Here is a 21,571-nt window from a genome sequence, read left to right as displayed (position 1 = left end):
TGGGTCCGGGGGCGAGGAAGCACACGGTGAAGCGGTCCCGGCGCGGTACCTCACCGGCGGTCCCGGCCGTCGTCGTGCGGAAGGTGGCCAGGCCGCCGGTCACCGACGCCGCCTCGTGGCACGCGCGCACCGGATGGCGCGAGGCGTCCGTCACGGAGGTGGGGTGCGCCGGCTTCCGGGGCCCCAGGCGCGGGTCGGCGGGGCGGGTGTCGCGCGCGAAGCGGCCGTCCGGGCGCGGTGCGGCGCGGACCGCCGCGAGGGAGGCGCTCAGCTCGTCGATCGTGAGCGGGCACCGGAAGGCGTGAGGGTGACCGGTCGTCGTCCACAGGCCGAGAGCCGCCCTCCGCGCGATCCGCGCGGCGCTCGCGTGGGCCCACTCGAAGTCGGTGCGGTGCCGGTCCGGCCGAGGGCGGCCCGGCCCGGGGCGAGACGGCCGGCCCCGCAAGCCCCGCTCCCGCGCGTGACGGAGCGTCGCCCCGGGCCCGCAACCCACGTCCGGGGCCGCGTCGGCCGTCCTGACCGGCTCCGGGCGGAAGGCGTCGCAGGCTCGCCGGGCCGGGGTCCACGGACAGCGCGGGTCGTGAGGCGCGGCGGCTTCGGCTTCGGGGAACACGGCGTCAGTATCGGGGAACGGGGCGAGGACGCGCACCCGATATCGAGTGGCGAAGGCCGCGGGACAAGGGGCCGCGGGCGAAGGCCGCGGGACAACGGCGGCCTCCACGCGACGAGCGGGCGCCGGGGCCCGGACGCCGCCGGTCGCCGTCACGGTCGCCGGGGGAGGCGCGGCGGCTCACAACCAGCGCCGGGCCGCCTCGACGCTGTCGCCGCCGCTCGTGTTGAACGCCAGGGCGGCCCCCGGGGCGTGTAGCCGGATCAGGTTGACCACCCGCTCGAAGAGGGGGAGCAACGCCTCCGGCTTGCGGATGCCGCCGCCGACGACCACGACGTCCCAGTCCCGCTCGCTCAGGGCGGTGACGAGCGCCGGTTCGGTCGTCTCGTCCAGCGCCACCAGCGTCATGGCCGCGTCGACGCCGTGGTCCGCGAAGCGCGCCAGTTCGCCGTCCAGGAGAGCGCGCAGGGAGTCCCCGTCGACGCCGGGGATCACCTTCGGGTCCACACCTACTACGAGTACGGAGTTCATGGTGGGAGGGACGCCCCGCGTCGGCGCCTGGTTCTGCGGGGGCCGGGGCTCGGCTCAGGAAAGCTCCTGGACGCGGATCAGGTTGCCCGCCGGGTCGCGGAAGGCGCAGTCCCGGATGCCGTACGGCTGCTCGGTCGGCTCCTGGACGACCTCGGCGCCCGCGCCCCGCACCTTCTCGAACGTGCCGTCGAGGTCGTGGGTGGCCAGCAGAATCCAGCCGTACGTGCCCTTGGCCATCATCTCGACGATGGTGCGGCGCTCGGCGTCGGTGATCCCGGGGTCGGTGGCGGGCGGAGCCAGCAGGACGCACGTACTCGGCTGGTTCACGGGGCCGACCGTGATCCAGCGCATCCTGCCCTGCCCCACGTCGCTGCGGACCTCGAAGCCGAGGGCGTCGCGGTAGAAGGCGAGGGACGCCTCCGGATCGTCGTGCGGGAGGGAACTGGTGTGAATGGTGATGTCCATGCAGAGGAGAGTGGCATGCCCGGGGTACGCGCGCTTCTCGAATCCTGACCGATCCGGCCGCTCGTGCGCCGACCGGCCGGGCCCCTCCCCGGCGGGCACCGGCCCGGCGGGCACCGGCCCGGGGTGGCTCGGCGACGCCCGGACGCCCCCGGGGAGGGCCCGGCGGGCGGGGGAGGCAGGCCGCCCCCGGCAGGGCCGCGCTTGACCTTGACACGGTGACAAGCGCTTGACTGCCGCCGAGGAGGTGGTCTTGATGACCATGCCGAAAGAGGACACGAACACGGCGCGGGTACGCCGGGGGCTGGAGAACCCCAACGCGTCGGTCCGGCTGCGGGCGGCACTGGCGGCCGGCACGCCCCCCGATCCGCGGTTGATCGACGCGCTTGTCGAACGATGCGGGACCGAGCCGGACTTCTCCGTACGCGAGATGCTCACGTGGGCCCTCGTCCGCCACCCGGCGTCGGCTACCGTTCCCAGGCTCGTCGAGGAGCTACGCTCGCCGCTTCCGCAGGCGCGCGGCCAGGCCCTGCACACGCTCTCCAAGACCGGGGACCGGAGGGCCTGGCCCGCGATCACCCGGGAGCTTTTGGCGGACGCCGACGAGGAGGTGGCGCGGAGCGCCTGGCGGGCGGCGGTCGTCCTTGTGCCCGAGGCGGAGAAGACCGTGCTGGGCGAAGCGCTGGTCACACAGCTGGGACGCGGTGAGCGGGAGACGCAGTCGAGCCTCAGCCGGGCGTTGATCGCCCTGGGGGAGGCGAGCACGCCGCTCCTTCGCGCCGCGATGACGGATGACGCCGGTCCTGACGTGCGCCGGCACGCGATCACCACCGAACGGCTGCGGCGGGACCCGGACGCCGGCTTCGCGCGCGCGATCGAGGAGGCGAAGCGCGTCGTGGCGCTGGGCGACTACGGCAAGGTGGCTCCGGGCACGTACGGCAAGAAGGGGTGAGAGGCGGTGCTGATCGGTGAGGTGGCCCGACGGTCCGGGGTCAGCGCCCGCATGCTCCGGCACTACGAGTCGCTCGGCCTGATGCGGCCGACAGGGCGCACCGACACCGGCTACCGGGAGTACACCGCTGAGGACGTCCGGCGGATCTTCCACATCGAGAGCCTGCGGTCGCTCGGGTTGTCGCTGCGCGAAGTCCTGGGCGCGCTGGAGGACCCCGGCTTCAGCTCCTCGCGGCTCGTCGACGATCTCGTCCGCCGGACGCGCGAGCGCATCGCGGCCGAGACGGAGCTGCTCACGCGCCTGCGCCGGATCGCCGACGCGGAACCCGCCGGCTGGGCGGGCGTCCTGCGGATCACTTCCCTCCTCCAGGCCTTGGGGTCCACGAGCCCCGGGACCCGCCAGCGCGCGGCCCTCTCCTCGGCGGACGAGGCCCCGGGCCCGGTGGAAGCCCTGGTCGAGGCGGTGCTGCGCGAGACGGACCCGAACGTGGCCGGGGCCCTTCGCTGGGCCCTGGCGCGACTGGGCGGGGAGGGTGCCGCCCTCCTCGCGGAGGGCCTCGGCTCGACGGACGCCAGGGTGCGCAAGCGCGCCGTCCTGTCCCTCGTCGAGCTGCCGGACGGTGCGGCGACCGCGCCGCTGCGGGACGCTCTCGCGCACCCGGACGCCGTGGTCCGCGGGTACGCGGCACTGGCCCTCGGGGCGCGTGGAGTGGCCGACGCGGTCCCCACGCTCATCGACATGGTCGTCGGGGGGAGGAACGACGTCGACGCGGCCGACGCACTGAGCACGCTGGCGAGCGATCCCGCCGCTGCCGACCGGATCGCCGAGGGGCTCGTCGCCCGCCTCAGCCGCGGCACCGTCGAGGCGTCCGCGCGCCGGCGACTGACCCAGGCCCTCGCGGGCGTCCCGGGCAGTACGACGGCCCGCGCTCTGGCGGAGCTGTCACAGGACGAGGACCGCGCCGTGGCGCTGACCGCCGCGTACGTCCTCGGGATACGCGACGCTCAGTGAGGTCCGTGCGGCCGCCTCGGAAAGCGGTGCGCCATCGGGCATCACGGACTCCACGTACGTTTCCGAAGCCCGGTCGCCGGTTACCGCACGTCATATTCGGCGCGGTACGGCTCCGTCCTGCCGGCGGTAGAGGTCGCGCAGCAGGGAGATCTCGGCTCCGTGATGGATCAGCTCCCTGTTGACGTGCAGGACCCTGTTCTCCAGGGGGAACCGCTCGGGACCCCTCGCGGGCGGGTTCTCCAGGTCGGCATCCGAGAGCTCACGGACCCCCGCGTTCCATCGCCCGTACATCTCGTCGAGCTGTTCCAGCGCCTCGTCAGCGGTCCCCGCGTAGGCGAACGCCTCGGAGTCGAAGTCCCGGCCGCCGAAGTACCACTCGACCCGATAGGCCAGGCACGAGACGATGATGTGCCCGAGGCGCCAGGCGATCGTGGTCACCGGCGCCGGTTCCGGCATCAGGCCGGGGGACGCGGAGTCCAGCGTCCATTCCCCCGAACCGTCCGACATCGGTGCGGCCGACGTGCCACGCGGGCGGATGCTCCAGCAGCCGCGCACCGGCTCCCAGAAGTACTCCTCGTCGGTAAGGCCCTCCAGCCGTGGCCGCAGGTTCTTGCGCCAGTACCAGTCCAACTGCTCCGCGAGCCGCTCACTTCTTGTCATCGCCGCACACTACCGACCCGTCCTGCGGAGTGATCGTCACCGTCCGCGGTCGTCCTCCACCGTCACGGACCCGCGGGCGGTCCTCCCTCAAGGGCGCAGAAGTCAACCGATCGGCCTTCGCTCGCCATCGATCACCCCACTGACAAGGGTCAGAGCCGGATCGTTCCGTACCCCCTTGCTCAACGAACTGTTCCGATATATCGTTGAGGCATCGCGATCCATTGACGATGGAAGGAGTGATCGTGATGCGTACCTTCGGACACGAGCATGAGCACGGACACGGACATGGGCACGGGCGTGGATTCGGCCGCGGCCCCGAGGGCCGGGGACGCGGCGGTTTCGAGCGCGGCGACTTCGAGAGCCGGCGGGCCGCCTTCGGGCCGTTCGGACCCGGTGGTGGACCTGGCGGCCATGGCGGCCCCGGCGGCTTCGGTGGTCCCGGCGGGCCGGGGGGCTTCGGCCCCGGCGGCCCCTGGGGCGGTCGCGGTCGCGGCGGGGGGCCGCGCGGGCGGGCGCGCCGCGGTGACGTGCGCGCCTCGATCCTGGCGCTGCTCAAGGACCGGCCCATGCACGGTTACGAGATGATCCAGGAGATCGCCGAACGCAGTGGCGGTGCCTGGAAGCCGAGCCCCGGCTCGGTGTACCCCACCCTCCAGATGCTGGAGGACGAGGGGCTGATCGTCAGCGAGAGCGAGGGCGGAAAGAAGCTCTTCGCGCTCACCGACGAGGGCCGTACGGCGGCCGAAGCCGGTCCCGACGCCCCCTGGGAAGAGGCCGGAAGGGGCGTGGACTGGGAGGCGCTCAACGAGGTCCGGCAGGCGGGAGGTGGTCTCATGGAGGCGTTCAGCCAGGTCTGGCGCACGGGGACCAAGGAGCAGCGCGAGAAGTCCCTCGCGGTCGTCAAGGACGCGCGCAAGCGCCTGTACCTGATCCTCGCCGAGGACGGCGAGACCGACACGGGCCCCGCCGCCCGTGACGACCGGAGCTGATCCAGGTGCGGCCTCGGGAGTAGGGCTCCGCTGGCGGTGACGCGCGCCAGTCCTCGTACGCGAGCCCGGAAGGCGTCCGTACGGGGACTGGTGCGCGCGCCCGCTCCCGAGGCCGCGAGGCTCCGCGCCGCCCTGAGGCCGCGCCACCTCGGTCCCGGGTCCGTGCCGGCCCCGCCCCCGGCCCCTGAGGCCGGCTCCGGGGCGGTCTCCTCCGTGAGGAGGAGGGGCCGCCTCGCCGCCCACTCCTCTCGTCGGACGCGAGAACCCTTCCCCCCGGGGACGACGACCTGACCGGTCAGTGATGGAGTGGAGCACGTGCAACGCCCTATCCAGCCGTACAGCGAGCCGGGCCCCGCCCGCGGGGAGCCCCGGGGTGCGCTCGGCGGCGAGCTGGCCACCGTCGTCTCGGGTGCCCGCAGGCGGGCGGCCCGTGACGGCGACTCCCAGATCGACACCGCCCACCTGCTGCACTCCTTGCTGGAGCACGACCCGCGGGCCCGGTCCTTCGTCGACCCCGCGCACCTCGCCCGTCTCCTCGGCTACCTCGTGCAGCGCAGCATCGGCTACGGCCTCCACTGGCAGGGAACCGTGGAGGACTCGGGCGGGATCCCCGTCCTGCGGGAGACCGGATGGTCGCCCGCCGCCTCGCTGGCCATGGAGCGGGCCAGGGAGCACGCCGGCGGGCGCGGCACCGGCACACCTCCCGAGGGCACCGACCTGCTGGCCGCCCTCGCCGCCGAACCGGACTGCCGCGCCGCCGAGATCCTGCGCCGCGCGGGCGTCGACCCCGGGGCCCTGCGTACCGCGCTCGCGGCGGCGGACCGCGAGCCGCGGGGTGAGGGCCGCGAGGAGTTCCACCAGCGCGCCGGGCGGCCGGCGTCCGAGGAGGCCGTCGAGGCCGGCCCGGTCCGGCCGTGCCCCCTTTCCGAGGAGACGCACGCGTGCGCACGAGGCATCGACGTCTCGCGACTGCGTCAGCAGCATAGGGAGTGACGCTCCTGTCCCGGCCTGTCATGATGGCGCCGTGCTGGAGACATCGGGGAGCAAGGGCAAGCGGGCCAGGGGAACCGGACTGGGCCTCGCCCTCGTGTCCGCCCTCGCCTTCGGGGGCTCCGGGGTGGCGGCCAAACCGCTGATCGAGGCGGGTCTCGACCCGCTGCACGTCGTGTGGCTGCGCGTCGCGGGCGCCGCTCTCGTGATGCTGCCGGTCGCCTGGCGCCACCGGGCCCTGCCCCGGATGCGGCCCGCGCTCCTGGCCGGGTACGGGCTGCTGGCCGTGGCCGGAGTGCAGGCGTGCTACTTCGCGGCGATCTCCCGCATCCCGGTCGGGGTCGCGCTCCTGGTCGAGTACCTCGCCCCGGCCCTCGTCCTCGGCTGGGTGCGCTTCGTGCAGCGGCGGCCCGTGACCCGGGCCGCCGCCCTCGGCGTGGTCCTCGCCGTCGGCGGGCTGGCCTGCGTCGTCGAGGTGTGGGCCGGACTCTCCTTCGACGTGCTCGGCCTGCTGCCGGCCCTGGGCGCCGCTTGTTGCCAGGTCGGCTACTTCGTCCTGTCCGACCAGGGCAGTGACGCGGGGGCCGGGGCCCCGCCCCCGCTCGGCGTCATCGCTTACGGGCTGCTGACCGGAGCCGTCCTGCTCACCTTCGTGGCCCGCCCCTGGACCATGGACTGGGGCGTCCTCACCGGCCGCGCGGACATGGACGGCACACCCGTCGCGGCCTGGCTGCTGCTCGCGTGGATCGTCCTGCTCGCCACCGTCCTGGCGTACGTCACCGGCGTGGTGTCCGTCCGCAGGCTCTCGCCGCAGGTCGCGGGTGTCGTGGCCTGCCTGGAGGCGGTGATCGCGACCGTCCTGGCCTGGGTCCTGCTCGGCGAACACCTCTCGGCGCCCCAACTCGTCGGCGGGACCGTCGTGCTCGTCGGCGCGTTCATCGCGCAGAGCGCCGCGCCCGCCGCGCCCGCGGGGCCGGTGGCGAGGGGCGGTCAGGCGCCCGCGCAGCCGACGGGCGCGGAAAGGGAGTTGTCCGCGCGCCGGGACGCGCCCTAGGGTGCCGAGCGTGTACGCACGCGCCCTGGTCCTTCCGCCTCCCGCCCGCTGAGCGCGGGCACCTGACGATCCGCCCGGTCGCCGACCGGGCCCTGCCGTGCTGCCCGCAGACGTGAGTCCAGGCTTCCCCCTCCTGACCCGCTGCGGAGAACTTCACCGTGTCGTACGCCGTACCCGGCCTGCCCCTCGGGCGTGGCCTTCTCTTCCTGATCCTCGCCGGTGCCGCCTGGGGAACCGCGGGCGCCGCCGCGGCCCTGCTGTACCGGACGGGTGATCTCGGACCGCTCGCCCTGTCCTTCTGGCGCTTCGCCGGCGGTCTGCCGCTCCTGCTCGGCGCCCGCGCCTGGCGCGGCACCGCCCGGCGGCGCCCCCGGAGCCTCCTCGTGCGCACCGCCCCGGAGGGCCGGCGACGGCGCCTCACGCGCCACCTCGGGCGGGGCGCCGTCCTCGCCCTCTTCCAGACCACCTACTTCCTCGCCGTGCGCGACACGGGACTCGCCGTGGCGACTGTCGTCGCGCTCGGTGCCGGGCCCGTCCTCATCGCGCTCGGCGCCCGGTTCGGTCTCGGGGAACGCCTCGGCGCCGGCGGGGGGTGCGCCGTCCTGGGCGCGCTCGCCGGGCTCGTCGTGCTGGTGCTGGGCGGCACGGAGGCGAGCGTGCGGCCCGCCGGTGTCGGCTGGGCGCTCGCCTGCTCGGCCTCGTACGCCGCCCTGACCCTGCTCACGCGCTGGTGCGCGCGGAAGGGCGAGGAGCGGGACGCGGTGACCACGACGGCCTGGTCCTTCGCCGTCGGCGCCGGGACGCTCCTGCCGCTCGCGGCCGCGGAAGGGCTGCTGCCGCACACCGGGCAGCCGCTGCGGACGCTGCTCCTGCTCGTCTACATGGCCTCGGTGCCCAGTGCGCTCGCCTACGTCCTGTACTTCGCCGGGGCGGCCGTCGTGCGGTCCGCGACGGTCTCCGTGATCATGCTGCTCGAACCGGTGAGCGCCGCCGTCCTCGCGGTGACCCTCCTCGGGGAACGGCTCACCGCCTCGACGCTCCTCGGGGTCCTGCTCCTGCTGGGCGCGGTCACGGGCCTCGCCGCGGCCGAGGCGCGAGCGGGCCGGCGCCTCTGATCCCCCGCCGGGACGGGGGCACGGCGCCGCGCCGCGTGCGCGCCCCCGTCCCGTCCGTCAGGCGTCCCGCCGCAGGTAAGCGGGCAGGGCGACGGTGTCCGCGAGGTCCTGGGACGGGACCGGGGCACCGGTGGTCGTCGTCACGGGGACGACTCCGGACCAGTAGGGAAGATCCAGGTCCTCGGGGTCGTCGTTGGGGCCGCCGGTGCGCTGCTTCGCCGAGACCTCGGACAACTCGACGCGTACGACGGCGGTGGCCGCGAGCTCCTTCGGGTTGCCGGGACGGGAGTCGGCCGACCGGCCCGGGACCGCGTTGTCCACGATCGCGTCGAGCGCGAGGCGCTTCTCCTCGGGATCGGTCACCGGGCGCGCCACGCCGTGCACCACGACCGAGCGGTAGTTGACCGAGTGGTGGAAGGCCGACCTGGCCAGCACCAGCCCGTCCACATGGGTCACCGTCAGGCACACCGGCAGGCCCGGCTCCTCGCGCCCCGCTTGCCGCAGCGGCCGGGAGCCGGTCGAACCGTGCACGTAGAGGTGATCGCCGACCCGGGCGTACAGCGTGGGCAGCACCACGGGCGCCCCGTCCCGGACGAAGCCGAGATGGCACAGGTAGCCCTCGTCGAGTATCGCGTGCACCGTCTCGTGGTCGTACGCGGCCCGGTCGGCGGCGCGGGTCGGCACGGTGCGCCCGGTGGGGGTGTACGCCGGGGCGTTCCCCTCCTCGGCGTGGTCCTGGGGGGTGGCGGGCTGCTCGGAGGCGGTCATCGGTGCGCTCTCCCTCTCTTGCGCTCTCGCGTCGCATGGCCTTGCCCAGTGCATTGCACTAGTGCATAATATGTTTTGTGCTAGGAGAGTATCGGATCTCAGGTCGGCGTGCCGCGGATATCGCCGCCGACATCGAGCGCGCGGTGGGCAGCGGCGACCTGTCGCCTGGCCAAGTGCTGCCGCCCATGCGGGAGTTGGCCGTCGACCTCGGTGTCAATCCGAACACCGTGGCCGCCGCGTACCGCACCCTGCGTGAGCGCGGGGTCATCGAGACGGCGGGGCGGCGGGGCAGCCGGGTGCGGCAGCGCCCGGTGAGCACCGCGCGGGAGGCGATCAGCGTGGAGGTGCCGCCCGGGGTCAGGGACGTGTCCACCGGCAACCCCGATCCCGCGCTGCTGCCCGCGCTCGCCCCCGCGATGACCGCCGCCGCGCTGGAGGGCGACCGGCGTCCCGTCCTCTACGGCGAGGAGGCGGTCGAGCCGCGGCTGGAGGAACTGGCCCGCGCGGCCTTCACCGCCGACGGGGTGCCGTCCAGGCCGGTCGCGGTGGCCTCGGGCTCGCTGGACGCGATCGAGCGCGTCCTCGCGGCGCACCTGCGCCCCGGCGACGCCGTCGCCGTCGAGGACCCGGGCTGGGGCAGCCTCCTCGATCTGGTCCCCGCGCTCGGCCTGCGGCTGGTGCCCGTGGCGGTGGACGACGAGGGGCCGGGCCCCGAGGCCGTGGAGAGCGCGCTGGCCCAGGGCGCCCGCGCGCTCGTGGTGACCGACCGCGCGCAGAACCCGACCGGCGCGGTGCTGGGGGAGGGCCGCGCTCGCGAACTGCGGGAGATCCTGGGCCGGTTCCCGCGGACCCTGCTGATCGAGGACGACCACGGACACGGCATCGTGGGCTCGCCGCCGCACCCGCTGGCCGGGGCCACCGAACGGTGGGCCTTCGTCCGCTCCACCGCCAAGGCGTACGGGCCCGACCTGCGGATCGCCGTACTCACCGGCGACGAGGTGACGCTGGACCGGGTACGCGGCAGGCAGCGGCTCGGACCCGGCTGGGTGAGCCGGCTGTCACAGCGCGCCGTGGTGCGGCTGTGGACGGACGGCGCGGTGGACACGGCGGCCGTCGCGGCGGCGTACGACGGGCGCAGGGGTGCGCTGATCGGGGCCCTGGCCGGGTACGGCGTCGCCGCCCGGGGCCGCAGCGGCCTCAACGTGTGGGTCCCCGTGCCGGACGAGACGGGCGCGGTCGCCCGGCTGCTGCACGCGGGCTGGGCCGTCGCCCCCGGGGCCAGGTTCCGGCTCTCCGCGCCGGCCGGTGTCCGGGTCACCGTGTCGGGGCTGGAGCGCGCGGACACCGGCGAACTGGCGCGGGCGATCGCCGCGGCGGTGGGCGAGGCGGGGGGCGTGCGGCGCAGGTACGGGTGAAGGGGCCACTCGTCGGGAGCCCGCCGCCCGTGGGCGCCCGCGCGACGCGGACGCGGGAGGGCGGCGGGCTCCCCGGGGGAGAGGGCCGCTCAGGCCAGCCTGATCGAGCCGCCCTTGACCTCGATCTTCCGCTCCTCCAGCGCGGAGCTCGCGGGAGGCGCCTTCACGCTGCCGTCCTCGATGCTGAACTTGCTGCCGTGGCAAGGGCAGTTGATGGTGCCGCCGCCGACCGATCCGACCTGGCAGCCCGCGTGCGTACAAGTGCTGGTGAACGCCTTGAACTCGCCCTTCCTCGGCTGCGTCACCACGACCTTCTCGTCCGTGAAGATCTTCCCGCCGCCCTCGGGGATCTCCGAGGTGGGGCCGAGCGTGCCGCCACCGTCGCCGGAGGACCGCGCGGACCGCGAGGAGGACGAGCCGTCGGAACCACCGCAGGCCGCGAGGGCGACAGCCAGCCCGCTCGCCCCCGCGGCGGCGACGAACGCGCGGCGCGAGGTGGCGCCCCCGGCTCCCTGGAGGACGGTCATGACGATTTCCCTTCGACAAACGGATCGGCGACCGGACGTCCGCCGGCCCCGCTGGAGTGGACGCCGGCCCGGCGGGCCGCTCCCGGCCCCGCCGCCCCCTCGCCCCCGACGGACGATTTGAGGAACGCCAGCTCGTGCAGCAGCAAGGCGCCTCCCACCCCTCCACGCGTCGTCGTGTGGCTCACACCGGACAGCGGCAGCACCTGATGCGGGCGGCCCGCCGCCAGCAGGGCGGCGGAGAACCGCAGCATGTGCGCCACCGACACATTGTCGTCCGCCAGCCCGTGGACGAGCAGCAGGGGTCGGCTCAACTTCGCCGCGTCCTGGAGCAGCGAGGAGCGCCGGTAGTTCTCCGGCTGCACGCCGGGGTGGCCGAGGAACCGCTCCTCCCAGTGCGTGTCGTACAGCCGCCGGTCGGTCGGCGCGGCCCCCGCCACCGCCGCGTGGAACACGTCGGGCCGGTACAGCACCGCCGCCGCCGCGAGATAGCCGCCGTACGACCAGCCCCGGATCCCGACCCGCCCGAGGTCCAGTTCCGGGTACCGCCGGGCCGCCTCCCGCAAGGCGTCCACCTGATCCTCCAGTACGGGGGTGAGCCGGTCGCCGAAGATTGACTTCTCCCAGTCGGCGCCACGTCCCGGGGTGCCCCGCCCGTCCGTGATCAGCACCGCGAAGCCCTGCTCGGCGAACCACTGCGCCACCAGCGTCCACCAGGCGCGGGCCCGCACCACGAGCCCCAGCCCGTAACCGCCGTACGGGCACAGCAGGACCGGCAGCCGGCCCGCTCCCTCGGTGTGCCAGGACGGCAGGAACAGCGCGGAGCGCAGGGCGCGCGGGCCCAGCGTGAGCATCCGTGGGCGCGGGTCGACCACGGGCTCCTCGGCGTGCGAGGCGATCGGCGCGCAGGGCGCGCCGGGGCGCAGGACCCGTGCGTACGTTCCGCTCGGGGTCGTCCCGTCGAGGACGAGGGTGTCTCCCGTCCGGACGCCCGAGTGCAGCCCCGGCCCGTCGCTCAGCCGGCGCGGCACGCCTCCCGCCGTGTACTCCCACACGTGGACCTCGGCCGGATCGGAGCCCGCCCGCAGCAGCACGCGCTCCCCGTCCACCCCGAGCAGTTCGCGGACCTGGAGGCCCGGGGGTGTGGTGTCCCCGCCCAGGGCGAGGCCCCGCGTGCCGTCGGGCAGCAGCCGGGAGCGGACCAGCGTTCCCGAGGCGGTGCGCGCGGGGGCGCCGGGCAGGAGCGCGACCCACCGCTCGTCGTGTTCGGCGGCCAGCTCCCGGACCGTGCCGTCCGAGGGGTCCACCGCGAGGGTCAGCACCGTGCGCTGGTCGCGGGTCTGCACCCCCACCAGCGGTCCGTGCGCGTCCCAGCCTCCCGAGGTCACGTACTCGAAGGCGCGGTCGGTCCACGGGCCGCTCACCGGGTGCCCCGCTTCGGCCCGTGCCGGCAGGTCCACGTCGACGCGGCCGCCGTCGAGACGCAGGACGTGCAGCGTGGTGACGGCGTTCGCGGTCCCGGCCGCCGGATAGCGCACGGCGCGCGGCGGGCGCTCCGGGTGCGCGGGATCGGCGATCCACCGCACCCCGACGCCGCTCACGTCGACCCGCGCCACCAGGAGGGCGTCGCCGCCGGGGGACCACCACACGCCGCGCTCCCGTCCGATCTCCTCCGCCGAGACGTGGTCGCAGAGCCCGTAGGCGACGTCGGGCCCCTCGGGCGCGGCGAGTGTCACATCGAGTCCGTCGTCCACGCCGACCACGTGGAGGGCGCCCCCGCTGACGTAGGCGACGCGGGAGCCGTCCGGGGAGAGCAGGGGAGCGAGCGCGGGATACGCGACCGGCACCGGGCGCGGCGCGGCGGGCACCTCGCGGTCCACCCCGTCCACGAGCCACAGGCCACCTCCCAGGCCGAGGACCACGCGCTGTGCCGCGAGGTCCGCGCAGTAGCCGACGAAGCCCTCCCCGGACACCCGGGCGCGCTCCCTGCGGTCCCGCTCCTGCCGGGGCTCCGCGCCCCGCGCGGCACCGAGCGGGCGCGGATCGGCGAGCAGTCGTTCGGTGCCGTCCGGGGCGGCGCGCCACAGCAGCCCGGCCGGGTCGTCGCCCGCCGCCGCGCGCAGGAAGAGCACACCGCGCCCGCCCGGTAGGACGGTGAAGGAGTGCGGCACGCCGAGAGAGAAGCGACGGGTCCGCGCGAACTGGTCGGGAAAGAGGCGGAGTTCTGCCGTGGCGGGGGGAGTGGGAGTCATGGGGCACATTAGGCAGACGCGCGACCGTCCGGAAACCGGGTTACCCGGCGCCACCCGCGGTGCGCGCTTCGACACGGGCGGCGGCGGAAGGCGGGCGGCCCGGTGGCCTGTGGTGCGGCCGGCCCGACGTGCCACGGCCACGCGGTCCGGTGGCCTGTGGTGCGGCCGGCCCGACGCGCCACGGCCACGCGGTCCGGTGAGCACGCGGTCCGGTGAATACGGGTTCGCGAGCACGCCGTCCGGCTGAGCGGCGACGCCGGGGCGAGTCCCCGGGGGCGGCTCACCGGAATTCCCCCGCGCGCCCCGGCCGCTGACGGGCTTCGGCACCCGTGCGTGGAGTAAGGGTCCCCGTTCGGGCAACAAGCGGTTCCGGCGCCCACGACCGCCCCGCGGCTGACCCCACGGACCGGGCACGGGCCCACAGGACGCGACGGAACAGCCCCGTTGACCGACGACACGTGAGGGAGGCGGGGCCGTGGGCACCGCGGTGCGGGTACCCCAGACCAGGGACATGATCGGCGAGGAACTGTCCGGTGACGAGGCGTGGACGGCGCTGCGCGCCTACGGGGGACGCAAGTTGCTCGCGGACGCCTTCCTGCGCTTTCGCTACGCGGACGGCTTCAGCCACTCCCGGGCCCTGGCCTTCCAGATCGTGCTGGCCCTGGTCCCGTTCAGTATCGCCCTCGTGGGGGTGGCGACGAGCCTGCACACCGAGAGCGTGGGAAGAGTGGTGGAACGCACCCTGACGGGGATCGCGCCGGGCCCGAGCGCGGACCTGATCCGGACCTCGCTGGACCGTGTCCGAAAGGACGCCGGCGCGGGGGCCGGAGGGGCGCTCGCCCTGTGGCTGGGACTCGGCTTCGCCACGCTGAACCTGGCCACCGCGATGGCGCAGATCGAACGGGGCGCCAACCGCCTCTACGGAGTGGAACGCGACCGGCCCTTCCCCCGGAAGTACCCGCGCGCCCTCGCGCTGGCCGTGACGGCCGGACTGCCCCTGGTCGGCGGCTTCCTGGTACTGCTCGGCGGCCCGGCGGTGGGGGACGCCCTCGCGCGGACCTACCACTGGGGCCCCGCCGCCGGTACGGCCTGGCGGTGGCTGCGGATACCGGTGGGCGTACTGCTCACCTGGGTGGCCTCGGCGGTCCTGTTCCGCTGGTCGCCCCGCCGCGACCAGCCCGGTTACACCTGGCTCGCCTTCGGCTCCGCCGTCCATCTGCTGCTGTGGGTGGGCGCGACCTGGCTCCTGTCCCTGTACATCGGCCTGAGCGGGACCTTCGGCGCCGTGTACGGGCCGTTGACGGCCTTCGTCGCCCTGCTGCTGTGGTCCAACCTGGCCGGTGTCTCCCTCTTCCTCGGTCTCGCTCTCGCCGCTCAGCTGGAGGCCGCCCGCGCCGGTCTGCACCGGCCCGTCCTGCCCGATCCCGGGCACGGCGGGGCGGGGCCGGCCGGCGACCGAACGGCGGGTCCGGAGCACGGCCGGCCGGCGGGGCGGCCCTGAGGCCGGAGGCGGGCCGCGGCGGGCAACCCCTGGCGCGGGGCCGGTTCCGCGGCCGTCGCCCGGCCGGCCGGCGGCCGTATAGCCTGGGGAAATGCTGGCAGAAGTCACCGCGACCCGCTATGTCGCCCCGCTGCGCGAGGGCGGTTCGCTGCCCGGTCTCGTCGAGGCCGACGACCGCGCGCTGTACGTCATGAAGTTCACCGGGGCCGGGCAGGGGCGCAAGACGCTGGTGGCCGAGGTGCTGGCCGGGGAACTCGCCCGCGCGCTCGGGCTGCGGGTGCCCGCTCTCACCGGGATCGACCTCGACCCCGTCGTGGGGCTCGGCGAACCCGACGAACAGGTGCAGGAACTCCTCAAGTCCAGCGGCGGGCTCAACCTCGGCATGCGCTACCTCTCCGGGGCGCTCGGCATGGACCCGCTCGCCTACGCCGTGGAACCGGCCGAGGCGGGGCGCGTCCTGTGGTTCGACGCGCTCATCGGCAATGTCGACCGCTCCTGGCGCAACCCCAACCTCCTCGTGCACGAAGGCCGGTTGTGGCTCATCGACCACGGCGCCAGCATGATCTGGCAGCACAACTGGCCCACCGCCGCCACCAGCGCGCTGCGCCCGTACGACGCCTCCGACCACGTCCTGCTCCCCTTCGCCCCCGACCTCGCGGGGGCCGCCGCCGAACTCGGCCCCCTGGTCACCGAGGACCTGCTGACGGAGGCCGCCGCCCGCGTCCCCGTGGCGTGGCTGGCCGGTGAACGCGGATTCGGCCACCCCGACGACGTCCGGCGCGCCCATGTCGAGGCGCTGCTCGCGCGCGCGGACGGGCTGGCGGGACGCGTCGACTTCGGTTCCGCGCGGGTGGGCGGCCACCGGGTCACCGCCTCCGGCTGGACGCGGCCCGCACAGCAGCCGCCCGCCCCCGCCCCGGAAGCCCCCGTGACCGGGGAACCGCAGGTGTTCGAGTACGCCCCGCTGCGCCTCGTCCCGCGCGCCGAACGCGGAGAACACCTCAACGCCGGGGTCCTCGTCTACAGCCGCGCCACCGGATTCCTCGCCGCCCGCACCCGGCTGGACGAGAACCGGCTCGCTGCCCTCGACCCGGACGCCGACGTCGAAGGGGTGCGCGCCGCCCTGCACGCCGTTCAGGCCGTGTGCCGGGGCGGTGCCGTGGCCGGACCGGCCGCCGGGGACGACGCGGGGCGCCGCTTCCGCTGGCTGGTGGCCCCCCGCTCGGCGCTCGTGCGCCCCGGCCCCGTGCACACCGGGCTGACCCGCTCCCCGCAGGCCGAACTCGACCACCTGCTGGACCTGCTGGTGCCCTGAGCGCGGTGCCGGAGCGGCCCGGTGCGCGCACCTGAAAGCGGGATCACACGGCCGGTCGGGGCCGCGCCGTTGACACCCGGTGCCCTGCCTTCTAGCGTCACCTACACCGAAGGTACTAAGCGGTCGCTCACCCGTGAGCGGTACGGTGAGGGCCCGTACGGCACCGCCGTACCGACGAGGGCCCGTACGGCACCGCCGTACCGAGGCGATGAGGCTTCCCTAGGGCGAGGAGAACACCATGTCCACCACCGAGCAGCGCGTAGCCGTCGTGACGGGAGCCGCGCGGGGGATCGGCGCCGCCACCGCCGTACGCCTCGCGCGGGAGGGGCGTGCCGTGGCCGTCCTGGACCTGGACGAGTCGGCGTGCAAGGACACCGTCGAGCAGATCACCGCGGCCGGTGGCAGGGCCGTCGCGATCGGCGCCGACGTCTCGGACGAGGCCCAGGTGGAGGCCGCCGTCGCGCGTGTCGAGCGGGAGCTGGGCGCGCCCACCATCCTCGTGAACAACGCCGGGGTGCTGCGCGACAACCTGCTGTTCAAGATGAGCGCGAACGACTGGGACACCGTCCTCAACGTGCACCTGCGCGGCGCCTTCCTGATGGCCAGGGCCGTCCAGAAGCACATGGTGGACGCGGGCTTCGGCCGCATCGTCAACCTCTCCAGCTCCTCCGCGCTCGGCAACCGGGGCCAGATCAACTACTCGGCCGCGAAGGCCGGTATGCAGGGCCTGACCAAGACCCTGGCGATCGAGCTGGGCAAGTTCGGGGTCACCGCCAACGCCGTCGCCCCCGGTTTCATCGCCACCGACATGACGGCCGCGACCGCCGAGCGGGTCGGCATGGGCTTCGAGGACTTCCAGAAGGCCGCCGCGAGCCAGATCCCCGTGCAGCGGGTCGGCACGCCCGCCGACGTCGCCAACGCCATCGCCTTCTTCACCGGCGAGGCGGCCGGATTCGTCTCCGGGCAGGTCATGTACGTGGCCGGCGGCCCGCTCAACTGACCCGGACGGGGCCCTCGCACGAAGAGTTCCCGCACGACGAACCCCCCGCACGACGGGCGGGCAGACACGATGAGTGAGCAGACACGATGAGCGAGCAGAACCGTCCCGACAGCGGCAGGGTCGCCCTGATCACGGGCGCCAGCCGGGGGATCGGCTACGGAGTGGCCGAGGCGCTGGTGGCGCGCGGCGACCGGGTGTGCATCACCGGACGCGGTGAGGAGGCCCTCAGGGAGGCCGTCGAACGCCTCGGTGCCGACCGGGCGATCGGTGTCGCGGGCAAGGCGCACGACGAGGCCCACCAGGCCGCCGCCGTCGAGGCGACCATGGACGCCTTCGGCCGGGTCGACTATCTGGTCAACAACGCGGGCACCAACCCGGTCTTCGGCCCGATGGCCGAAGTGGACCTGAACGTGGCGCGCAAGGTGTACGAGACCAACGTGCTCTCCGCGCTCGGCTTCGCGCAGCGCACCTGGAAGGCGTGGCAGGCCGCCAACGGCGGGGCGATCGTCAACATCGCCTCCGTCGCGGGCCTCTCCGCGTCCCCGTTCATCGGGGCCTACGGCATGAGCAAGGCCGCGATGATCAACCTGACCGCCCAGCTCGCGCACGAGTTCGCCCCGGTCGTACGGGTCAACGCGATCGCCCCGGCCGTCGTGAGGACGAAGTTCGCCGAGGCCCTGTACGAGGGCCGCGAGGCCGAGGCCGCCGCCGCGTACCCGATGGGCCGCCTCGGCGTCCCCGAGGACATCGGCGGGGCCGCCGAGTTCCTCACCTCCGACAAGGCGGGGTGGATCACCGGCCAGACCCTCGTGGTCGACGGCGGGATCTTCCTCAACGCCGGAATCGGCTGAGCCGGGTCCGCGCGCCCTTCGCGCCCCCGTCGCCACCGTCGGCGGGGGCGCTGTCAGTGGCGACCGGTAGGTTCTGGGGACAGAACCGACCGCATTCCGGAGGTAGTCGCCGTGACCGAAACCGCTCTGCTGCCCGACCTGTTGCCCGAGTCCTGGCGCGGGCCGCTCGGCGAGGAGCAGACGAAGCCGTACTTCGCCGAACTCATGGCCTTCGTCGAGGCCGAGCGGGCGAACGGCCCGGTCTTCCCGCCGCGCGAGGAGGTCTTCGCCGCGCTGGAGGCCACCCCCTTCGAGCAGGTCAAGGTCCTCGTGCTCGGCCAGGACCCGTACCACGGCGAGGGCCAGGGGCACGGCCTGTGCTTCTCGGTGCGGCCCGGCGTGCGCGTACCGCCGTCGCTGCGCAACATCTACAAGGAGATGCACGCCGACCTCGGCCACCCCGTCCCGGACAACGGATACCTGATGCCGTGGGCCGAGCAGGGCGTCCTCCTGCTCAACGCGGTCCTCACCGTCCGCTCCGGCGAGGCCAACTCGCACAAGGGCAAGGGATGGGAACAGTTCACCGACGCGGTGATCCGCGCCGTCGCCCACCGCCCCGACCCGGCGGTGTTCGTGCTGTGGGGCGCCTACGCGCAGAAGAAGCTGCCGCTCATCGACACCGAGCGGCACACCGTGGTGAAGGGCGCCCATCCCTCCCCGCTGTCCGCGAAGAAGTTCTTCGGCTCGCGGCCCTTCAGCCAGATCGACGCGGCGGTCGCCGCCCAGGGCCACGAGCCGATCGACTGGCGTATCCCGGACCTCGGCTGAGCGCCGCCTGAGCCGATCGGGGCCGCCGGGCCGCTAGCGTCGGCGGTGGTCACCGGCCCGGCGAGCGGTGACACCGGTACCTGATGGAGGTGTGGTGGCACAGCGGCGGACGGGTGGCGTGGCGGGCGGCCCGGGTCCCGGGGACGAACCCCCCGGCCCCGACGACGGGGACGCGGTGCTGACCCGTATCGGCCAGGTGGCGATCCTGCTGCACGCCGGGGACCGCGAGGAGGCCCGTTCCCGGTTCACCGCGCTGTGGGCCGAGATCGGCGAGGACGGCGACCCGCTGCACCGCTGCACCCTCGCCCACTACATGGCCGACGCCCAGGACGACCCACGACGCGAGCTGGACTGGGACCTCCGGGCACTGGCCGCCGCCGCGTCCCTCCGCGCCGACCGGCTCTCCCGCGGCAGGCTCGCCCCGGAGGTCCGGTCCCTGGCGCCCACGCTGCACCTCAACCTCGCGGCGGACTACCTGAAACTCGATCGCCCGCGGGAGGCACGGGCCCACCTGGGCCGGGCCCGAGCCGCCTCCGAGGCGCTCGGCGACGATCCGTACGGCGACGGGGTGCGCGCCGCACTCACCCGGCTCGGCCACCGGCTGGACGGAACGCCGGAGGGGCCCCGGGGCTGAGCGCGGCAGAGACCGGGCGCCCCGTCAGCGGCCGTACGCCTGGCCGCAGATCCGCGCCTGCGGACTGTCCGCGGGCCAGCCGCCGTACGTCCGGCCGAGTCCGCACACACCGCCGTCCCCGCCCCTCGGGGAGCCGCCCCCACCACCGGTGCGGGGCGCGGGCGCCGGGGGCGTGGGACGGGGCCGCTGGAGCTCCCGTCTGGCGGGCGGCACCACCACGGGCGCCGGCCGGGCGGGCCGGGGCACGGCGGTCCGGGCCGGTCCGGGCTCCGGGGCCCGGACGTCGGGCGTGGCGGCCGGTGGGGCAGCCCGGAGTTCCGCGTCCGGCCGCGCGAGCCACTGTCTCGTCTCCGCCTCCTCCAGCGGCACCGGACCGGCCGGGCGGGGGGCCGCCCCGTCGAGCAGGAGCAGGACCTCCTGGAAGGGACCGCTGAACGTGAGCGGTGCCGGTGGGGCGGAGGCACGGGCAGAGGTGACGGACCCCGAAGCCTCGCTGGGCGCGGGAGGCCGCACGCTCACACATCCGGAGAGGGCGGACACGGCCATCGTGGCCAGGAGGGCCGCGGCGGCGGTGGTCTTGGTTCGGTGCACCCGCCAACTCTGCTGCCCCACGAGCCCCCGGCAAAGCCGGACGGGGCCGCGTCCCCCGGACGGGTGGGGTGGCGGCTCACCGGCGGCTGACGGAGAGCCGGCGCGTCGCCGGTGACTCCCCTCCGGCGGACTCGCCCCGTGTGCCCGGCCGCCGCCCCCGCCCGCCCGGACCGGGGCTCACCTCGCCCCTCCGGTGCGGGCCCCGCCCCGCCCCGCCCAGCCCGGCCCCCGGCCCGTAAGCTGCGCGCTCGGGCCGTCCGCCCGCTCACCACCCGCACCGCCCGGCAGGCGGACCGCTCCGCCGGAGTCAGGTGCGGACACCGGAAGAAGGAGTTGCCGTGAGGATCGGCTGCATCGGGCTCGGGGACATCGCGGAGAAGGCGTACCTCCCGGTACTCACCACGCTCCCCGACACGGAACTGCACCTGCACACCCGTACCCACGAGACGCTGGAGCGGATCGGCGCGCAGTACCACCTCCCGGCCTCCCGGCTCCACCGCGGCCTCGACGAACTGCTCGCCCAGGGGCTGGACGCCGCCTTCGTGCACGCCGCGACCGCCGCGCACCCGGCCCTCGTCACCCGGCTGATCGAAGCGGGTGTACCGACCTACGTCGACAAGCCGCTCGCCTACGAACTGGCGCAGGCACGGCAGCTCGTGGAACTGGCCGAGGACCGGGGCGTGCCGCTCATGGTCGGCTTCAACCGGCGCCGGGCCCCCGGCTACGTGCAGTGTCTGGAGCAGCCCCGGGACCTCGTCCTCCTCCAGAAGAACCGGCACGGACTGCCCGAGGCGGCCCGCACCTTCGTGTTCGACGACTTCGTCCACGTCGTCGACACACTGCGCTTCCTCGTCCCCGGCACGCCCGATGAGGTGCGCGTCCACACTCGCTCGCAGGACGGGCTGCTCGCCCACGTCGTGTTGCAGCTCGCCGGGCCCGGTTTCACCGCGATCGGCATCATGAACCGGGTCAGCGGTTCCACCGAGGAGATCCTCGAGATCTCCGGCCAGGACACCAAACGGCAGGTGCTCAACCTGTCCGAGGTCATCGACCACAAGGGACAGCCGACTCTGCGGCGGCGGGGCGACTGGACTCCGGTGGTCCGCCAGCGCGGGATCGAGCAGACCGTCCACGCCTTCCTCGACGCCGTGGCCGCCGGTGAGGAGCTGAGCGCCCGGGACGCGCTGGAGACCCACGAGCTGTGCGAGCGCGTCGTCCAGGTGGCCGAGGAGGACGCGGCGCGCTGACCGGCCGGCCGGTGTCGCGCGCGCCCGCGGCCTCCGGAGGCGTCCACGGGCCGCCCCACGCGCCCGCTAGCCCGGCGTCCGGCCGCCCGGCGTACCGCAGGCCACCTCCCCGGCCGCTCCCTCCTGCCCGCCCGCGCCCCGCGGGCCGACGCGGCCGGAAGGCGTGCACAGCGCCTCGTACGCGGGCCAGTCCCCGTCGTCCACGGCGACGGCGCAGGCCGTCGGCAAGGAGCCGAGGGCGAGCCGGTCCATCACGGAAGGGAGGTCCCCGCGCTGCGTCATCCGGCCGGTC

At 74.9% G+C, this 21,571-nt stretch carries 22 protein-coding genes and 1 pseudogene; 15 read left to right on the top strand and 8 right to left on the bottom strand.

Annotated features, from left to right (window positions below):
- Positions 1–790: 790 nt before the first annotated feature.
- Together ACFYMP_RS17270 and ACFYMP_RS17265 are read right to left on the bottom strand one after the other, a co-directional pair.
- Positions 791–1,141, bottom strand: a complete 351-nt coding sequence (locus ACFYMP_RS17270; RefSeq protein ID WP_388857475.1) for a hypothetical protein — start codon at positions 1,139–1,141, stop codon at positions 791–793.
- A 54-nt stretch (positions 1,142–1,195) separates the two neighbouring features.
- On the bottom strand, positions 1,196–1,606 hold the full coding sequence (locus tag ACFYMP_RS17265) for a VOC family protein (RefSeq protein WP_388857472.1): 411 nt from the start codon (positions 1,604–1,606) through the stop codon (positions 1,196–1,198).
- A 253-nt stretch (positions 1,607–1,859) separates the two neighbouring features.
- Between ACFYMP_RS17265 and ACFYMP_RS17260 the strand changes: the two genes are divergently transcribed.
- Together ACFYMP_RS17260 and ACFYMP_RS17255 are read left to right on the top strand one after the other, a co-directional pair.
- A complete protein-coding gene (locus ACFYMP_RS17260; RefSeq protein ID WP_388857469.1) occupies positions 1,860–2,555 on the top strand; it encodes a HEAT repeat domain-containing protein in 696 nt (231 codons plus the stop codon).
- Between the two features lie 6 nt (positions 2,556–2,561).
- On the top strand, positions 2,562–3,566 hold the full coding sequence (locus ACFYMP_RS17255; RefSeq protein WP_388857466.1) for a HEAT repeat domain-containing protein: 1,005 nt from the start codon (positions 2,562–2,564) through the stop codon (positions 3,564–3,566).
- A 90-nt stretch (positions 3,567–3,656) separates the two neighbouring features.
- Here the strand turns inward: ACFYMP_RS17255 and ACFYMP_RS17250 are convergent, their stop codons facing one another.
- On the bottom strand, positions 3,657–4,226 hold the full coding sequence (locus tag ACFYMP_RS17250) for a DinB family protein (RefSeq protein WP_388857463.1): 570 nt from the start codon (positions 4,224–4,226) through the stop codon (positions 3,657–3,659).
- Between the two features lie 245 nt (positions 4,227–4,471).
- On the opposite strand from ACFYMP_RS17250, the gene ACFYMP_RS17245 reads away from it, so the two are divergent.
- The 4 genes from ACFYMP_RS17245 (at position 4,472) to ACFYMP_RS17230 (ending at position 8,374) form a co-directional block, all read left to right on the top strand.
- A complete protein-coding gene (locus tag ACFYMP_RS17245; protein WP_388857460.1) occupies positions 4,472–5,215 on the top strand; it encodes a PadR family transcriptional regulator in 744 nt (247 codons plus the stop codon).
- A gap of 315 nt (positions 5,216–5,530) precedes the next feature.
- On the top strand, positions 5,531–6,208 hold the full coding sequence (locus tag ACFYMP_RS17240; RefSeq protein WP_388857457.1) for a Clp protease N-terminal domain-containing protein: 678 nt from the start codon (positions 5,531–5,533) through the stop codon (positions 6,206–6,208).
- Between the two features lie 34 nt (positions 6,209–6,242).
- Positions 6,243–7,259, top strand: coding sequence for a DMT family transporter (locus ACFYMP_RS17235; RefSeq protein ID WP_388857560.1), 1,017 nt, complete (start codon positions 6,243–6,245; stop codon positions 7,257–7,259).
- Positions 7,260–7,417: 158 nt separating this feature from the next.
- A complete protein-coding gene (locus tag ACFYMP_RS17230; RefSeq protein WP_388857454.1) occupies positions 7,418–8,374 on the top strand; it encodes a DMT family transporter in 957 nt (318 codons plus the stop codon).
- Positions 8,375–8,431: 57 nt separating this feature from the next.
- On the opposite strand, the gene ACFYMP_RS17225 is transcribed toward ACFYMP_RS17230, so the two are convergent.
- Positions 8,432–9,142 (bottom strand): pyridoxamine 5'-phosphate oxidase family protein, encoded by a 711-nt coding sequence (locus ACFYMP_RS17225; protein WP_388857451.1) that lies wholly within the window; start codon positions 9,140–9,142, stop codon positions 8,432–8,434.
- A gap of 77 nt (positions 9,143–9,219) precedes the next feature.
- Here ACFYMP_RS17225 and ACFYMP_RS17220 point away from each other — a divergent pair, with 77 nt between their 5' ends.
- Entirely contained in the window at positions 9,220–10,557 is a 1,338-nt protein-coding gene (locus ACFYMP_RS17220; protein ID WP_388857448.1) for an aminotransferase class I/II-fold pyridoxal phosphate-dependent enzyme, read from the top strand.
- A gap of 89 nt (positions 10,558–10,646) precedes the next feature.
- Here ACFYMP_RS17220 and ACFYMP_RS17215 read toward each other — a convergent pair whose 3' ends face one another.
- Complete coding sequence (locus ACFYMP_RS17215; protein WP_388857445.1) at positions 10,647–11,084, bottom strand: Rieske (2Fe-2S) protein; 438 nt, start codon at positions 11,082–11,084, stop codon at positions 10,647–10,649.
- On the bottom strand, positions 11,081–13,333 hold the full coding sequence (locus ACFYMP_RS17210) for a prolyl oligopeptidase family serine peptidase (RefSeq protein WP_388857443.1): 2,253 nt from the start codon (positions 13,331–13,333) through the stop codon (positions 11,081–11,083). Before ACFYMP_RS17210 ends, ACFYMP_RS17215 begins: the two co-directional genes overlap by 4 nt.
- 475 nt (positions 13,334–13,808) lie before the next feature.
- On the opposite strand from ACFYMP_RS17210, the gene ACFYMP_RS17205 reads away from it, so the two are divergent.
- The 7 genes and pseudogenes from ACFYMP_RS17205 (at position 13,809) to ACFYMP_RS17175 (ending at position 19,441) form a co-directional block, all read left to right on the top strand.
- Positions 13,809–14,834 (top strand): YihY/virulence factor BrkB family protein, encoded by a 1,026-nt coding sequence (locus ACFYMP_RS17205; protein ID WP_388857440.1) that lies wholly within the window; start codon positions 13,809–13,811, stop codon positions 14,832–14,834.
- Between the two features lie 91 nt (positions 14,835–14,925).
- A pseudogene (locus tag ACFYMP_RS17200) lies at positions 14,926–15,649 on the top strand (HipA family kinase); the annotation flags it as partial.
- A 35-nt stretch (positions 15,650–15,684) separates the two neighbouring features.
- Complete coding sequence (locus ACFYMP_RS17195) at positions 15,685–16,149, top strand: DUF3037 domain-containing protein (protein WP_388857557.1); 465 nt, start codon at positions 15,685–15,687, stop codon at positions 16,147–16,149.
- Between the two features lie 238 nt (positions 16,150–16,387).
- Positions 16,388–17,149: a 3-oxoacyl-ACP reductase FabG gene (gene fabG / locus ACFYMP_RS17190; RefSeq protein ID WP_388857438.1), complete on the top strand. Its 762-nt coding sequence runs from the start codon at positions 16,388–16,390 to the stop codon at positions 17,147–17,149.
- Positions 17,150–17,235: 86 nt separating this feature from the next.
- Positions 17,236–18,000: an SDR family oxidoreductase gene (locus tag ACFYMP_RS17185; protein ID WP_388857435.1), complete on the top strand. Its 765-nt coding sequence runs from the start codon at positions 17,236–17,238 to the stop codon at positions 17,998–18,000.
- Positions 18,001–18,129: 129 nt separating this feature from the next.
- Entirely contained in the window at positions 18,130–18,807 is a 678-nt protein-coding gene (gene ung / locus ACFYMP_RS17180) for a uracil-DNA glycosylase (protein WP_388857554.1), read from the top strand.
- 118 nt (positions 18,808–18,925) lie between these two features.
- Positions 18,926–19,441, top strand: coding sequence for a hypothetical protein (locus ACFYMP_RS17175; RefSeq protein WP_388857551.1), 516 nt, complete (start codon positions 18,926–18,928; stop codon positions 19,439–19,441).
- Between the two features lie 24 nt (positions 19,442–19,465).
- On the opposite strand, the gene ACFYMP_RS17170 is transcribed toward ACFYMP_RS17175, so the two are convergent.
- A complete protein-coding gene (locus tag ACFYMP_RS17170; protein WP_388857432.1) occupies positions 19,466–20,032 on the bottom strand; it encodes a hypothetical protein in 567 nt (188 codons plus the stop codon).
- A gap of 338 nt (positions 20,033–20,370) precedes the next feature.
- Between ACFYMP_RS17170 and ACFYMP_RS17165 the strand changes: the two genes are divergently transcribed.
- Positions 20,371–21,279 carry a Gfo/Idh/MocA family protein gene (locus ACFYMP_RS17165; RefSeq protein WP_388857429.1) on the top strand — a complete coding sequence of 303 codons (909 nt, stop codon included), beginning with the start codon at positions 20,371–20,373 and terminating at the stop codon, positions 21,277–21,279.
- A gap of 66 nt (positions 21,280–21,345) precedes the next feature.
- Here ACFYMP_RS17165 and ACFYMP_RS17160 read toward each other — a convergent pair whose 3' ends face one another.
- Positions 21,346–21,561: a hypothetical protein gene (locus tag ACFYMP_RS17160; protein WP_388857426.1), complete on the bottom strand. Its 216-nt coding sequence runs from the start codon at positions 21,559–21,561 to the stop codon at positions 21,346–21,348.
- Between the last annotated feature and the right edge of the window lie 10 nt (positions 21,562–21,571).

The sequence above is a fragment of the Streptomyces sp. NPDC007088 genome (genome assembly GCF_042869355.1).
Lineage (GTDB): Bacteria > Actinomycetota > Actinomycetes > Streptomycetales > Streptomycetaceae > Streptomyces.
The sequence above is the reverse complement of the archived record's forward strand: the minus strand, read 5'-3'. Positions and strand labels throughout refer to the sequence as shown.